Here is a 16,191-nt window from a genome sequence, read left to right as displayed (position 1 = left end):
GGAAAATGATATAATCTAAATATGTATAAGCTGCGAAACCACGCAGAGAAAGGAGAGTCCTGTGTCGACAAGTACAAAGACATTCCGCTATTTGATATTTGCTGTGGCCTTCGCAGCTTTTCTGTATATTGCGGGATTTGTAAATGCTGATACGGTATACGGATATACCACACCGGAATACGATGTGGATATTCATGCCAATATCAATCAGACCTTCGATTACCGGGAACGCATTACGGTAGACTTCGGGGAGGAAGCACACCACGGAATCTATCGGTACATTCCGTTAGGCAGTAAGTATCGGATTAAAGATATCAAGGTCAACAACTACGAATACGACACCTACGCGGAGTCCGGAAATCAGGTCATCAAAGTGGGATCGGCCGACACGACGCTGAAGGGAAAACAGACATACATCATCCGCTACACGATTCAAGGTATTCAGGATAACGATTCCAAAGCGGATTATATGAATCTGGATGGAATTCCGGGAGGATGGGAAACGCCGATTGATAAGGCGAAGGTCACCATTCACCTGCCAAAGGATTTTGAATTCAAGGATCTTCAGTATTACAGCGGTACATATGGTTCCACCATCAATAAATACGGAACCTGGAAGAAGGACGGACCAACGATTGTCTATGAAGCGGAGAATTTACCGAAATCGGCAGGCGCGTCCGTCTACGGAGTGCTTCCGGAAGGCAGCTGGACCGGATCGCTGAGCTACGGCTGGCTCAAGAACCTGTTGCTGATTCTCGTTCTGGCAGGGACCCTGATTATGGTGCTGCTGCGCATTACCTGGGGACGAAATCCGGAGATTACGGAGACCGTGGAATTCTACCCGCCGGAGGGCTTAACGCCAATCGATGTAGGGTATATCATCGACGGAACCGTGGATGACAGCGATATGACGGCTACATTCTTCTATTTGGCTGACAAAGGATATATCGACATCGAGGAATACAAGAAGAACAAATTCAAGTTCACCCGTCTGAGGGATCTGCCGGAGTCGGAGAAGCCTTCCATCCAGCGTTTCTTCCGGGGAATTTTCGGAAGTTCCGCTTTTAAGGATTACGAGACCCTGAAGGAAAAGGATCCGAAGAAATTAACCGTTCGAACCAAGGACATCGGGAACCGAATGCACCACGCTTTTGAGGATATTCCGTCCCTGGTGGATGACGAATATTCCGGCGGACATAAGCTGTTTACCACCAAGTCTCGGAAAGCGGATCGAATCGGAAAGATGATTTTCTTCCTGGTGCCGGCACTGGCAACGGCATTGCTGATGTTCCTGAACACCACGCTGTCCCTCCTGTATTCCGCGGCGGCCGGACTGGTGGTGGGATTGTTCTTCCTGGCGCTGACAAGAAAACTGGTCAGTATCTACTATTATCGGAAGAGCCGAAAGGGGTCCAGCGTGGCACTGAAGTTCGCGCTTTGGGTTACGATATACGCTTTTGCCGTCCTGGGTTACGTGCAGTTCTTCTGTCTGGATTCGGAGTGGGGATATAACGACGGCCGGATCACCACCATTCTGTTGGCATTCTTCGTTATCGGACCGTTGGTTCTTCTGGGCATGAAATCCAGAAGCGATTGGAGTGCGGCACTCTACGGCCGGGTGCTGGGTTTCCGGAACTTTATCCGGGATGCGGAACTGGATCGAATTGAGGAATTGGTGGAAGGAAATCCATCCTATTTCTACAACGTTCTGCCTTACGCATATGTGTTCGGCATGACGAAGAAGTGGGCCAGCAAGTTCGAATCCATTCCGGTGGAGAGACCGTCTTGGTATTCTCCGTATAACACGGCGGAGAATGCGTACTTCGACGTGGTGATGATGGATTCCATGCTGAATCACGTATTTACCGGTGTAACCGATGTAATTCACGAAAGCATTGCGAAAAGCTCGGATTCCGGCAACAGCGGCGGAATCTTCAGCAGCAGTGGCAGCGGCAGCAGTTTCAGCGGCGGCGGATTCGGCGGCGGAGGCGGCGGTGCCTGGTAGCCCCGAAATATTGTTTTTACATGCGAACTTGCAGAAGAAAGGAGTGTGCTATGGCTTTGATTATTGTTCTCGTGGTGGCGGCAGTGGTTCTCGTATGGGGAATTTCCACCTATAACGGCTTTGTTCGTGGAGATATAAATGTGGAAGAGGCATTTGCGACCATGGATGTTTATTTGAAGAAGAGATTCGATTTGATCCCGAATCTGGTGGAGACCGTGAAGGGATATGCGGCGCACGAAGCGGAAACGCTGCAGTCCGTAATTGCGGCGAGAAACGCAGTGGGTGCGGCAACCACCCCGAGCGAGAAGTTCGAGTCCGAAGCGGGTCTGTCTCAGGCGCTTCGCTCCATCAACATCGTGGCGGAGCAGTACCCGGATCTGAAGGCCAATCAGAATTTCCAGGAGCTGATGACTCAGCTGCAGGCGGTGGAAGGAGACATCGCTAATGCGCGGAAGTATTACAACGCTTGCGTAAAGAAGTTCAATGTACGTCTGAAATCTTTCCCGAGCAACATTATCGGCTCCATGTTCCATTTTGAGATGAAAACAATGTTCGAAGTTTCTTCTGAGATTGAACGGGAAAATGTGAAAGTCAGCTTTGACAAATAAGATTGATTGAGTGAGGGGCGTCCTGTTTCAGGGCGCCTTTTCCGATATGAAGGATAGGGCATGAAGGAATTATACAAGAAAGGCTATACGCAGAATCGAGAGCTGTCCTGGCTGCGGTTTAACGAGCGATGTCTGGAAGAAGCGTTGGATGAATCCCTTCCCGAGCTGGAAGCGATGAATTTCGTGAAGATTTTTTCCGGCAATCTGGATGAGTTTTTCATGGTTCGGGTCGGGACCTTAATGGATCTGGACCGGGTGGCACCGGAGAGTCGAGACCCCCTTTCGGGAATGAGTCCGTCTCGTCAGCTGAAGCAGATCTGCAAGAACACCCGGTATCTGTATTACAAGCGGGAGCAGATCTACGAGAAGGTTCGAAAGAATCTTCGGGAGAAAGGCATATGGATCAAGAATAATGAAGAGTTGACCGACCGGGAACGGGAGGTCTGCTTCGCGTACTTCCGGGATGTCCTTCTGAAACAGGTATCCATTCGGTTCCTTTCCGGAATCGATGGGCTGCCGGAGCTGAAGAACAATCAGACGGTGCTGCTGGGAAAGCTGGATGAGGGATACTATTCCATCGTGTCTTTTCCGGAGGAGATGCCGGCGCTTCTTGCGTTGGAAAACAGTTCGACAGGGTTTGTCGGAATCCGAACGCCGGATGTTCTGATGGAATTCTTCGACAAGTGGATGCTGCCCTTTCAGGCAAAAGAAAAATTACTTCTTCGCATCACTCGAAATGCGGAATTCCGGGAAGGCGAGGAAGACGAACTGTTGAAAGCGGATTTTCGGTTGCAGATTCAGAAAATGCTCCGGGAGCGGAGCGCGCAGCCACCGGTTCGTCTGGAAATCCGGGGGGATTGCTCGGATTCCTTCCGGACGGAATTGATTGCGAAATTCAAGATTCCGAAAAAACACTGCTTCACCACAACGGCGCCTTTGGAGTACGGGTTTCTGGATGAATTGAAGGAAGTTTTGCCGAAAGCGACCCTTCGGACACTTTCCTATCCGCTGTACACCCCGAGAAGCACGCCGACATTCTTCGACGAGAAGGTGGTGGATTATGCGAAACGGGAAGACATTCTCTCTTCCTATCCCTATGACTCCATGATGCCCCTTCTCCGGATGCTGAAGGAGGCGGTGACGGACGACCGGGTGCGGGAAATTCGCATGACCATCTACCGGCTCAGCAGCCATACCCGGATTGCAGAATACCTGGCACAGGCGGCGGAAAACGGCAAGAAGGTGAAGGTGCTGATTGAACTTCGCGCCCGATTCGACGAACAGAATAACATCAATTGGTCCCGCCGTCTGGAACGGGCCGGGTGCAAGATCTATTATGGCAGTGAAAGCATGGACGACTACAAGGTGCACTGTAAGATCTGCCAGGTGGTTCTGGAGGAGATGGGGGAAAAGCGGTATCTGACCCAGGTGGGCACGGGAAACTACAACGAGACCACCGCGAAGCTGTATACGGATTTTTCCTTGATTACGTACAATCAGCAGCTGGGAAAGGACGTGTCCCGATTTTTCAAGAACATCTGCAAGAATCGGTATTTCGAGGATTACAAGTACATTCTGGCCGCCCCGCAAGGTTTCAAACAAGCGATTCTGCAGCAGATTGAGTCGGAAACCGCGAAGGGTAAGAAAGGCCGTATTTTTATAAAAGTAAATTCCATGACGGATCCGGATGTTATCCGCAAGTTGTCCGAGGCGTCGGAGGCGGGCGTGAAAATCCGGATGATTGTCCGGGGAATCTGCTGCCTGCTGCCGGGCGTGGCGAAGCGTACCGAGAACATCCACATCGTGAATGTGGTGGGCCGGTATCTGGAACATTCCCGGGTGTATATTTTTGGCAGCGGAAAGAAGGAGCGGATGTACATCAGCTCAGCGGACCTGATGACGCGCAACACCGAGAAGCGGGTGGAGCTGGCGTTCCCGGTAATCGATCCGAAGGTGCGGAGCCGCATTAAGAACACGCTGCTTCTGAATTACATGGACAACGTGAAAGGCCGTCGGCTGGATTCGGAAGGCTGCTATCGGCGGAAGGAAGTGAAGGGGGAGCCGGTAAACAGTCAGCAGCGGTTGATGGATGAGCAGATATAATGATAGAAGGGAGTGTTGGACCGGTGACGATTGTACAGATAGCATGGTATTTTCTCATATATTCATTTCTCGGCTGGGTGGTGGAAGTGGTCTACCAGGCGCTGGAGAAGGGATTGGTGGTAAACCGGGGTTTCCTAAACGGGCCGGTGTGTCCCATCTACGGGTTCGGCGTGGTGGGACTGTTCCTGCTGATGGATGCGGTGTCCACCCGGAACCCGCAGGCGCTGAGCCTCTGGGAAATCTTCATATGCGGGGCGCTTTTGGCCACGCTGATTGAGCTGATTGGGGGATGGATTCTGGACCGGTCCTTCCATGTTCGGCTTTGGGATTACCGGGATAAACCGTTCAATTTCCGCGGATATGTCTGCCTGGAATTCAGCATTATCTGGGGCTTGGCCATCGTCTTTGTGGTACGAAACGCCCATCCGGTCATTGAAGATCTGTGCGGCCACATGATGACCCATCATTACGCATTTTTCTTGATGGTGTTTTTATATGTGCTGTACTTTGCGGACTTTGTGGTATCCGTATTTATCCTGATTGGATTGAACAAGCGCTTTGAAGAGCTGGATGAGATGCGGCGAAAGATGCGCACGGTGAGCGATGAACTCAGCACGAGAATCGGAACCGGTGCACTGGAGACGGCGCAGCGAGTGGATGAAGCGAAGGTTCAGGGCTATCTGGCGAAAGCGGAATTGGAGAACGAGATGGAGGAGAGACGGAAGGAACTGGACCGACGAAAGGAAGAGTTCTGCGATACTTGTCGCCGGAGACGGCATTTCGGTTACGGCCGGTTGATGCGGGCGTTCCCGAAGCTGGAGCATCACGACCACGAGGCGCTGCTGGAGGAACTGAAAGAGCGGCTGCGTTTGGGGTAATGGACTTGATGAACTAACACCGGGGTCTTTCGAAGCACTCTCGGAGATTCACAGAGTGCTTTTTGGTGAAATATATGATTTTGCAGGAAGCCTACGAACGGTGAATATTGCCCATTCGTTCAGAGAAGGGAATGGCAGAAGCATGCGCATATGACTCGACTTGATGTTCAAGAAAGAAATACAGCAGGTTGTTGATATGAAAGGAATCAATCACAGCTATTACTATGAGGGATATAATATCTATAAGGCGGAAGAGCTGTAGAAGAGTACATTCAATTGGGCAGGCGGAATGCTTGCTCATTTGTTTTGTAGTATTTAAAGAGGGAGTTTGAATAGGAAGATGTATTTTTCTTGCATATATTCCTATTCGAAGAAAAATGTTAATTGCTGAAGTGTTATAATGACCGTAGATGTTTTTCAACTACAACGCTTTAAATGTTGGTAGATTATCCTCAAACTATGCCAACGAGAGAGAGGCGTAAGAATAATATTGATATAAGGTAAGAAGGTGCGATTTATGATTAAAAAAGCAAAAAAATATTTTTTATTCTTTTTAACAATGGCTTTAACTGGTTCTATGTTATTAACTCCCGTCTATGCTTCTGACAGCGAGTTAATAGTAAATGTTGATAAAGCAAAGCAAAAATATGAGCAAGCTTTAAAAGAGTATGAGCAAGCTCCTATTAAATTTCTAGATGATTTAATGCCAGATAATTGGAAAATAGAGGATCAAAAAAAAGCACTTTCTAATTCTAAAAACGAAAAAGTAAGAACAGGTTATGAAAAAACAAAAGAAGGAATGAATAAAGAACTGTTTTCTTTTGAAAAATTAAAAAAGCAAGCCGATTGGTTAAACTCATTAAACAATAGAAGAGCTAAAGATAATAATTTTTCCACTGAAGAAAAAGCACATGCTCCATTGAAACTTTGCCCAACATTAATTTCGACAGCGATGATGTCTAGTGCAATTACTAGTGGTTGTGGATTTAGCAACGGTCATGTGCTTTGGGAAGCTGGCGGAATGCCCAATAAAGGATACGGAGAATGTCTTTGTTTTACTAATATTCGCGATAACCCGATAGAACTCTGGTATGATTCAGAAAAGCCAGATTATGATGCTGGTTACGGCAACCACGAAGGAAAAGTGGAATATATAAAGCCGAATTCTGAAGATCAAGTTGGTCATTATAAACTTTGCATGTCTACTGGTACGGGGGTTGGTTTTGGACAGCATAAAAACACTTATGCTGCACGTTTTGGGTATGCTGATGTAGAATTTTCATCAGAAAAAAAGGTTTATACCGCAGACGAATGGCTGAAAGAAGTAAATGCTTTCGAAAAGCCATATTTAGATAAGGTCAACCAAGCAAAGAAAGAATGGGAAGAGGCGAAATACACCCCGGAAGTAACTGTAACCCCGGCAGATTTAACATACAATAAGGAATCTCAGAATTTAGTTTCCGAATCGAAAACATCCGGTGGTAAGCTACTGTATTGTATGGATAAGAAAGAGTATGTGTATAACCAGGATACTGGAAAAGGGGAATGGAAAACACATAAGACAGACTGGAGCGAGAAGATTCCAACTGCGACCGATGCGGGAGAGTATAAAATTTACTATAAGGTAGAAGGAACGGATTATTACCGGGATAAGGCAGAACAAGAACTGACTGTAACTATTAAGAAAGCAACTCCGGTAGTAAATGTTGAATTTAAGAATCCGGAAGACCTGGTAGTGGATTACGATGCACAGGGGAAGGATATTAAACTGGTAACAAAGGCAGAAACAACAGGTGGTACGCTGATGTTCTCCAGCTCGAAGGACGATAAATGGTCTAATGCACTTCCGACTGAAAGCAAGCCGGGCAAGTATACCATTTCCTATCGTGTGGATGGAGATAAGAACTATAGCGACGTTCCGGCAAAAACTCACGAAGTCGAAATTAAGAAATGCCAGCCAAGAGTCTCTGTATCCTTTAAGAAGGGGCTTGTGTATAACGGAAATAACCAGGATTTGGTAGAAAAAGCAACAGGAAACGGAAACTCAATTTACTATAAAGTAGATGATGGGGAATGGACATCTGAAGCAACTGCAATGGATGCAGGCGAGCATAAGGTGCGGTATAAGACAGAAGAACTGCCTTACGTTCTCCCGATGGAATCGGAAGAATATACCGTCTCCATTGAAAAGGCAGAACCAAAATGCGATGCAGAATTTGCAGATGATACCATCGCTTATGACAACAAAGTATATCTCGTTCATAAGACAGGAAACGACAAGTCTCCGGCTCTTATGGCAGGAATAAATTATGAACAGAAGATTGAATATAAGGTAAATGACGGAGAATGGACAACGGAATGCCCGAAAGCAACTAAAGCAGGGGATTATACGGTAAGCTACCGGGTTCCAAGCTCGAAGAATTTTAAGGAAATTCCGGAAAAGACAAAGACGATTCACGTTACGGCCGCAGCTCCAACATTTGATATTAAATTTGCCGAAGACCAAGAGTATAATGGAAAGGCTATTACGATTTTCAATCTCCTCGTTTGTGAAAACGGAACATTTAAGTATAAGATTAATGATGGAGAATGGAGTTCAAGTTCTTATAAGAAGGTGCAGAAACCGGGAACATACAAGATTACCTATAAGGTAGAAGGAAATGAGGGATATTCGGATATTCCGGAGAGGGAGCATACCGTTGTAATCCGAGAAAAAGCGAAGCCAAAGGCAAATATTTCTGAATCCTACAGCGAAGAAGAGACATGCACCTATTCTCCGGATGGAGTTATTCTCTTCTCCGGCAAGAGCAGTTCGTATGGCTGCAAGATTGTTTACAGCGTAAACGGGGAAGAATGGACAGAGACTATTCCGGAAGCAAAAAATGCAGGAACCTATGAAGTAAGATGTAAAGCTCTCGGAAACGATGAGTATTCAGACAGTGATATCATTACGAAGACCTTCACTGTTCAGCCGCTTAAAATCACAACAGCGTCTATTGGTCTGAAAGATGGAAATTATCGATTCGATCAGACCAATAAGGGGGAAGAAATTACTCCGGTTCTTAACATAACACTTGATGATGAACCACTGAAAGAAGGAACAGATTACACGCTGGAAGGAGATACCACAACAACCGAGCCGGGAAATCATACCATTATCGTAAAGGGAAAGGGAAACTTTACCGGCGAAAAGGCTGTAACCTATACAGTATATGCTCCGAAGGAAGAATCCACGGATAAACCAAGCGGTGGTGAAACAGAAAAACCAAAGCCAAATCCGGGCGAAACTCCGGATCCGGGAACAGGCGGTGGTTCTACAGAGAATCCAAAACCGGAAGAAAAGAAAGATCCGGTAGTTACCGCAACACTGGCAGAAAACTTGGAATACAACAGAAAGGATCAGCAGCTCTGCAAGAAGGCAGAAACAACAGGCGGTACATTGACAATCGGTCTGAAGGACGAAAACTATATGTATTCACCGGATGAACTGGATAAGGTAGTCGGATACAATCCGGGAACATATACCATCGTTTATGAGGTGCAGGGAAACAGCGAATACAATGGTAAATCCGGAACACTGGGAACGGTTGAAATCAAGAAATGTGATATTTCTACTGACGGAGCACTGGAACCGATTTACGATAAGGAGCTTAGTCTGTTGTCCGCTACTCAGACGGTTCAGCTTAGGATCGAAGGAATTCGATGCTTTAAGACTTCTACCAGACTGAATGAAGGGGAAGACTATGTTCTGGAAGGAGATACCGGTGAAATCTCTAAGCCGGGAACTTATTCCTTTACAGTAAGAGGAACCGGTTCCAAATACACCGGCGAAGCGAAATTCTCCTTTAATGTTGTAAAGAAGTACACCGACCCGAGTGAAGGTGGAGGAAACACGGAAAAACCGGAACCTTCCAAACCGGAACCGTCAGAACCGCCAAAGCCTGAAACGAAGACTCAGATTGCAGATGTATATCTTTCTGCATCGAAGTATACGTATAACGGAAAGGTTCATACTCCGCGTGTAGAAGTGTACGGAGAAGATGATGATGAAGTTCCGACCGATCAGTATAAGGTAACGTATTCTTCCGGAAGAAAGAATTTGGGTTCATATACCGTAACCGTTACCGGAATTAATGATTATGAAGGAACAATAAAGAAAACATACGTTATCACCCCGGCAAAGATGAAGACTCCTTCTGTCAAAGCCGGAAAGAAGAAACTCACCGTAAAGTGGAAGAAACTTGGTGGTGGTAGTCAGACTTATCAGATTTATGTTCTGAAGAAGGGAACGAAAAAGGCAAAGTATTACACAAGTACAGGTTCTTCCAAGACCATTAAGAAACTTTCTAAGAAGAAGTATTATTACACGAAAATTCGAAGCTATAAGAAAATTAACGGTAAGACATACTACGGATCTTGGTCCGGAACAAAGAAGGTTAAAGTAAAGTAGTTAAATTGCGAATGCAGGGGCAGGAAATTGTTCCCTGCATTTGCATTAATTGTTGACTTTTAATAAATTTTATACTATATTGTATTAGTTAGAAACTAATTTTAGATTGGGTCAAAAGAAGTATGATTCTCCGGAAACCTCCGAATAATCACATTTCTTTTTATTCATTCAATAAATCGACGGAAGGAATTGGAACATGTTTGAGAATTTATCAGAAAAATCCGTCGCAGAAACCCAGGAGGAACAGGTTAATCATTGGAAAGACATTGACCTTCTGGACCGCTGCGTAAAGGAAAGAGAAGATTGCCCAAGCTTCGTCTTTTTCGAAGGACCACCGACAGCAAACGGTAAGCCGGGTATTCACCACGTTATGGCGAGAACTCTGAAGGACTCCATTAATCGGTACAAGACGATGAAGGGATTCCAGGTTAAGAGAAAGGCCGGATGGGATACCCACGGACTGCCGGTTGAGATTGAGGTTGAGAAGCAGCTGGGAATGAACGGAAAGCAGGACATCGAGAAGTACGGCATTAAGGAATTCAACGAGAAGTGCCGTGAGTCCGTATTCAAGTACACCAGCATGTGGACGGATATGTCCGACCGCATGGCATACATGGCGGACTTGGATGATCCGTATATTACATACAAGAACGATTATATTGAATCCGGCTGGTGGATTCTGAAGAAGTTCTTCGATGCCGGACTGATCTATGAAGGACACAAGGTACAGCCGTACTGCGCTCGCTGCGGAACGGGTCTGGCTTCCCACGAGGTTGCACAGGGATACAAGGAGATTTCCGTACTGACCGTCACCTGTAAGTTCAAGCGCAAGGGCATGGACAACGAGTACTTCCTGGCATGGACCACCACACCGTGGACCCTGCCGTCCAACGTGCTGATTACCGTTGGTCCGGAAGTGGATTACATCCGTGCGAAGATGCTGGAAGGACCGGAAGAAGGCAACGTGCTGATTGTCGCTCAGGCTTTGGCAGACAAGGTGCTGGGAGAAGGCAAGTATGAAGTTCTGGAAACCATGAAGGGTAAGGATCTGGAGTATCAGGAATACGAGCAGCTCATGCCTTTCGTAAAGATGGAAGACGGAGACAAGAAGGCGTTCTTCGTTGCATGTGCGGATTATGTCAGCACCGAGGACGGTACCGGTCTGGTTCACACCGCTTATGCATTTGGTGAAGACGACTACAACACATGTCGTCGCTACAACGTTCCGTTTGCAAAACCGGTAGACGAGAAGGGCAGATTTACCGAGACTCCATGGGCCGGCCGCTTTGTAATGGAAGATGGCCTGGATGTTGAGATTCTCAAGTATCTGGCAGGAGAGAACAAGGTATACTCCAAGCAGAAGATGGTCCACAACTATCCGCACTGCTGGAGATGCGGCACACCGCTGGTTTACTATGCAAAGCCGGGCTGGTATATTGAGATGAGCAAGCTGAAGGATCAGCTGGTAGAGAACAACAACACCGTGAACTGGTACCCGCCTTTCGTCGGCGAGAAGCGTTTCGGCAACTGGCTGGCAGAAGTCAAGGACTGGGCAATTTCCAGATCCAGATATTGGGGAACTCCGATTCCAATCTGGCGTTGTGAATGCGGTCACCTGGAATGTATCGGCAGCAGAGAAGAACTGAAGGAAAAAGGCGTCGAAGCCGTTGATCCGGAGACCATCGATCTGCACCGTCCGTACGTGGATGACATTCATCTCACTTGTCCGGAATGCGGTAAGACCATGACCCGTATCCCGGAAGTTATGGACTGCTGGTTCGACTCCGGTGTGATGCCGTATGCTCAGTGGCACTACCCATTTGAGAATAAGGAACGCTTCGAGAAGGAGCTGTTCCCGGCAGACTTTATCTGCGAAGGTATCGACCAGACCAGAGGTTGGTTCTACTCCTTGATGGCGATTTCCACATTCATCATGGGAAGAGCACCGTACAAGAACGTACTGGTTAATGACCTAATCCTGGACAAAGAAGGAAAGAAGATGTCCAAGTCCAGAGGAAATACGGTTTCTCCGTTTGAACTGCTGGACAAATACGGCGCAGATGCGTTGAGATGGTACCTGGTATCCACCTCTCCGGCATGGACCCCAACCCGGTTCGATGAGGACGGCGTTAAGGAAGTAGTCAGCAAGTTCTTCGGAACCCTGAAAAACATCTACAACTTCTTCGTGCTGTACTCCAACTTGGAGGATCTGGATGTGGCATCCCTTCAGGTTCCGTACGAGAATCGTCCGGAGCTGGACCGCTGGATTATTTCCAGATACAACAAGTGCATCCGGGAAGCCACCGCTGCGCTGGATTCCTATGAGCATATGAGAATGGTTCGCACCATCAACGATTTCGTCGTAGAGGATCTGTCCAACTGGTACATTCGCCGGGCAAGAAGAAGATTCTACACAGAAGAGATGGATGAGGATAAGAAGAGTGTATTCGCCACAACCTACGAGATTCTGGTGGGTGTTGCGAAACTGATTGCACCGATTGCACCATTCATTTCCGATGAGATGTACATCAAGCTCACCGGAAAAGAAACCGTTCACACCGCATACTATCCGGAAGCAGATGAGAATCTGATTGACGAGAAGGTTGAGGAGAGAATGGGTCTGGTAAAAACGCTGGTGAACTTGGGCCGTGGAACCCGTGAAAAGGAAAAGCTGAAGGTTCGTCAGCCGCTTCAGGAAGTCATCATCGACGGAAGCTACGAATCCATCATCAGCGACCTGGTTCCGCTGATTCAGGAAGAACTCAACGTAAAGAACGTTGTATTTGAACCGGAACTGGATAAATACATGAACTTCTCCATCAAACCAAACTTCCGTGAAGCCGGAAAGGCATTGGGCAAGAACGTCAAGGAATTCGGCAAGAAGCTGGCAGAATGCGATGCCAAGAAGCTGATTGCGGAAGTTCAGGGCGGATCCGTAACCATGAACCTGGGCGGCGAAGACTACGAGATTCCGGAAAATTACCTGGATGTACGTATTTCCGCAAAGGAAGGCTTCGTGGTTGGCATGGAGAACAACGTATTTACCATTCTGGAAACCACTCTGACACCGGAACTGATTGATGAAGGATATGTTCGTGAAATCATTTCCAAGGTACAGCAGCTGAGAAAGCAGCACGACTTTGAGATGATGGATCACATCCGAATCTATCTGGCTGCGGACGAAGAGATTCAGAATGCCGTTAACGGAGCGAAGGACCATATCATGTCTGAGACGCTGGCAGACGAGATCGTTGCGAAGGAAGGCATCGAGGTATTCGATATTAACGGTCACGATACCGGCATTGCAGTAGAAAGAGTATAATGAACAATTCAAATACAGAATTAAAGAATATACTTGGAAACGATCCCGACGAATTAGTCGGGGTCGTTTCTGAGTTGGGTGAAAAAAAGTTCCGGGCGAAGCAGCTTTTCCGGTGGCTGTCGAAAGGGGTTTGTGACTTTGATGAAATGAGCAACCTGTCGAAAACCTTTCGAGAGAAACTAAAAGAGCATTACTGCATCGATATTCCCCGGGTGATATACGACCAGCAGTCCCGAACCGACGGCACGCGCAAGTGCCTCTTCGAATTCCGGGACGGAAGCCGGGTGGAATCTGTATTTATGAAATACAGCTATGGAAATTCCATCTGTATCTCATCCCAGGTAGGCTGCCGGATGGGGTGCACTTTCTGTGCATCCACACGAAAGGGGCTGGACCGAAGTTTGACGGCGGGAGAGATGCTGGCCCAGGTATTGGCCATGCGAAACCTGACGGGAGAGGACATCAACCACGTGGTGATGATGGGCATCGGCGAGCCCTTCGACAACTATGAAAACATGGCCGGTTTCCTGAAACTGATTCATCATCCCGACGGATACAACCTCAGCTACCGAAACATTACCGTGTCCACCTGCGGCGTGATTCCGGGAATTCGAAAGTTCATGGGGGATTTCCCTCAGGTAAACCTGGCCATCTCCCTTCATGCACCGAATGAGGCGATTCGCCGGCAGTCCATGCCGGTGACTCGCAAGTACGGATACGATGAGCTTATGGAAGTCTGCCGGGAATATGCGAAGGTTACCGGCAGACGGATTACCTTCGAGTACGCCTTAATTGATGGGTTTAACGACTCGAGGGAGAATGCGCTGGAACTGGTGGATCGGCTGAAGGGCTGGCAAACCCACGTGAATTTGATTCCGCTGAACAAGGTAGAGGGCACCGGTTACGATACGCCGAACAGAGAGTCGGTGCAGCGCTTCCGCAGAATCCTGGAAGAGAATCACGTTGCGGTGACGGTTCGACGGACTTTGGGTGCCGATATCGATGCGGCTTGCGGACAACTTCGCCTGCGCTAACGTTCTTTTATAGATTATTGAAAGACAAAGACCAAAGAAGTGTGATATAATATCACATTAGGTTTTGTTGAACAAAAACAGGAGAAAACTATGAATATTATGATTGACGGCATGGGAGGAGACCATGCACCGGAGGAAATCGTAAAGGGTGCCGTTCAGGCGGCAAAGGAGATTTCCGGCACCGTTTCCATCATCGGCCGGGAGGAGCGCATCAACGAGTGCCTGCAGGCCCTGAACTGGAACGGAGATAATATTGAAATCGTAAATGCAACGGAAGTGATTTCCAACAACGAGTCGCCGGCGATGGCGGTTCGGAAGAAGAAGGATTCTTCCATCTCTAAGGGAATGCGCATGCTGAAAGAAGGGGAAGTGGATGCATTCATTTCCGGCGGAAGCACCGGCGCACTGCTTTCTGCGGGCTTGCTGATTCTGGGAAGAATTCGCGGCATCAAGCGACCGGCAATCGCAGCGTTCTTTCCGAAGATCGGCATGAACGATACATCCCTGATTCTGGATTGCGGCGCCAATGCGGAGTCCCGTCCGGAATACCTGCTTCAGTACGGCATTATGGGAAGTATTTTTGTGGAAAAGGTGAAAGGCATCGAGAATCCGGAAGTGATGCTTCTGAACGTGGGCGCGGAAGAAGAGAAGGGAGATCCTCTTCACAAGGAATCTTTCGAGCTCCTTCGAAATGCGGACATCAATTTCAAGGGAAATTGCGAAGGCCGAGATGTGCCGTTCGGATGCTGTGATGTTGTGGTAACGGACGGTTTCTCCGGAAACGTGTTCCTGAAAAGTTCCGAGGGCGTGGCTCTTGCGGTGATGAAGCGCATTAAGCAGAAGATGACAGAAGGCCTTGCGGCAAAAGCCGGCGCGCTGTTGTCCTACAATAAGCTGAAAGAAATCAAGAAAGAGTTCGACTACTCCGAAGAGGGGGGTGCTCCAATCCTTGGACTGAAGGGCCCGGTACTGAAGATTCACGGAAGCTCCAAGGCGAATGCCGTATACAATGCAATCTTAAAGGCGGTTCCGTATGTGGAACAAGACGTTACCGCATTGATTGAGAATGCGATTACGGAAAAATCTTCGGGAGAGGAATAGATGAAGGATTACTCAGTCCTGGAACGCAATCTGGGATATTCTTTTCAAGACAAAAAATTGCTGGCTCATGCTCTAACGCATAGTTCCTATGCTTCCGAGCATGATTTGGCGTATTCGGAAAATAACGAACGACTGGAGTTCATCGGAGACGCGTATCTGGATGCCATCATCGGAAACAAGCTGTACGAGGTAATGCCGAATCAGCCGGAAGGGGTCCTTTCCAAGACCCGCGCTAATGTTGTCTGCGAGCGTTCGCTGGCGACCATTGCCCGGAATATCGGGCTGGGCGACTTTCTTTTTCTGGGAAACGGGGAAGAGATGTACGGCGGCCGGGAGAAGGATTCCATTTTGGCGGATGCGGTGGAAGCCATCATCGGTGCGATTATTCGGGAGAGCGGTTACGACTGCGCGGACCGGGTGGTGCTGAAGCTGTTCGAAGAGAATATCTTGCTGGCGCTGCAGGGAAAACTATATCATGACTATAAGACCGCTCTGCAGGAGAAGCTGCAGGAGCGATATAAGAATGTAAGAATCCAGTATGAACCGGTTTCGGAAAGCGGGCCGGATCATCGAAAGGTTTTTACGGTGCAGGTAAAAGTAGACGATGCCGTTCTGGCGACCGGTTCCGGACACAGCAAGAAAGCGGCGGAACAGGAAGCAGCCAGAAAAGTGCTGATGAAAGGGGTTTAA

At 47.9% G+C, this 16,191-nt stretch carries 9 protein-coding genes; all 9 read left to right on the top strand.

The genetic code is table 11. The annotated features are described in order from the left end of the window. Positions 1 to 61: 61 nt before the first annotated feature. The 9 genes from PUE40_RS06585 to rnc all read left to right on the top strand — a co-directional run bounded on the left by PUE40_RS06585 (position 62) and on the right by rnc (position 16,191). Entirely contained in the window at positions 62 to 2,005 is a 1,944-nt protein-coding gene (locus PUE40_RS06585) for a DUF2207 domain-containing protein (RefSeq protein ID WP_277672269.1), read from the top strand. A 50-nt stretch (positions 2,006 to 2,055) separates the two neighbouring features. Next, the gene (locus tag PUE40_RS06580; RefSeq protein ID WP_277672268.1) at positions 2,056 to 2,613 is read left to right on the top strand and encodes a LemA family protein; all 558 of its coding nucleotides are present in this window, start codon (positions 2,056 to 2,058) and stop codon (positions 2,611 to 2,613) included. 60 nt (positions 2,614 to 2,673) lie between these two features. After that, the gene (gene ppk1, locus PUE40_RS06575) at positions 2,674 to 4,716 is read left to right on the top strand and encodes a polyphosphate kinase 1 (RefSeq protein ID WP_277672267.1); all 2,043 of its coding nucleotides are present in this window, start codon (positions 2,674 to 2,676) and stop codon (positions 4,714 to 4,716) included. Continuing rightward, entirely contained in the window at positions 4,716 to 5,594 is an 879-nt protein-coding gene (locus tag PUE40_RS06570) for a putative ABC transporter permease (RefSeq protein ID WP_277672266.1), read from the top strand. Before ppk1 ends, PUE40_RS06570 begins: the two co-directional genes overlap by 1 nt. A 517-nt stretch (positions 5,595 to 6,111) precedes the next feature. Continuing rightward, on the top strand, positions 6,112 to 10,044 hold the full coding sequence (locus PUE40_RS06560; protein WP_277672265.1) for a hypothetical protein: 3,933 nt from the start codon (positions 6,112 to 6,114) through the stop codon (positions 10,042 to 10,044). Between the two features lie 196 nt (positions 10,045 to 10,240). Further along, complete coding sequence (ileS, locus tag PUE40_RS06555; protein ID WP_277672264.1) at positions 10,241 to 13,366, top strand: isoleucine--tRNA ligase; 3,126 nt, start codon at positions 10,241 to 10,243, stop codon at positions 13,364 to 13,366. Further along, complete coding sequence (gene rlmN / locus PUE40_RS06550; protein ID WP_154553647.1) at positions 13,366 to 14,400, top strand: dual-specificity RNA methyltransferase RlmN; 1,035 nt, start codon at positions 13,366 to 13,368, stop codon at positions 14,398 to 14,400. Before ileS ends, rlmN begins: the two co-directional genes overlap by 1 nt. A 90-nt stretch (positions 14,401 to 14,490) precedes the next feature. Continuing rightward, positions 14,491 to 15,501, top strand: a complete 1,011-nt coding sequence (gene plsX, locus PUE40_RS06545; protein WP_277672263.1) for a phosphate acyltransferase PlsX — start codon at positions 14,491 to 14,493, stop codon at positions 15,499 to 15,501. Further along, a complete protein-coding gene (gene rnc, locus PUE40_RS06540; RefSeq protein WP_277672262.1) occupies positions 15,502 to 16,191 on the top strand; it encodes a ribonuclease III in 690 nt (229 codons plus the stop codon).

It is taken from the genome of Mogibacterium kristiansenii (genome assembly GCF_029224645.1).
Classification (GTDB): Bacteria; Bacillota; Clostridia; order Peptostreptococcales; family Anaerovoracaceae; genus Mogibacterium_A; species Mogibacterium_A kristiansenii.
The sequence above is the reverse complement of the archived record's forward strand: the minus strand, read 5'-3'. Positions and strand labels throughout refer to the sequence as shown.

Bases quoted from the DNA above. Each gene is read 5' to 3' on its own strand.
- PUE40_RS06560 (WP_277672265.1), top strand. From the start codon at position 6,112: ATGATTAAAAAAGCAAAAAAATATTTTTTATTCTTTTTAACAATGGCT.
- rlmN (WP_154553647.1), top strand. From the start codon at position 13,366: ATGAACAATTCAAATACAGAATTAAAGAATATACTTGGAAACGATCCC.
- PUE40_RS06570 (WP_277672266.1), top strand. From the start codon at position 4,716: ATGATAGAAGGGAGTGTTGGACCGGTGACGATTGTACAGATAGCATGG.
- ileS (WP_277672264.1), top strand. From the start codon at position 10,241: ATGTTTGAGAATTTATCAGAAAAATCCGTCGCAGAAACCCAGGAGGAA.
- PUE40_RS06580 (WP_277672268.1), top strand. From the start codon at position 2,056: ATGGCTTTGATTATTGTTCTCGTGGTGGCGGCAGTGGTTCTCGTATGG.
- rnc (WP_277672262.1), top strand. From the start codon at position 15,502: ATGAAGGATTACTCAGTCCTGGAACGCAATCTGGGATATTCTTTTCAA.
- plsX (WP_277672263.1), top strand. From the start codon at position 14,491: ATGAATATTATGATTGACGGCATGGGAGGAGACCATGCACCGGAGGAA.
- ppk1 (WP_277672267.1), top strand. From the start codon at position 2,674: ATGAAGGAATTATACAAGAAAGGCTATACGCAGAATCGAGAGCTGTCC.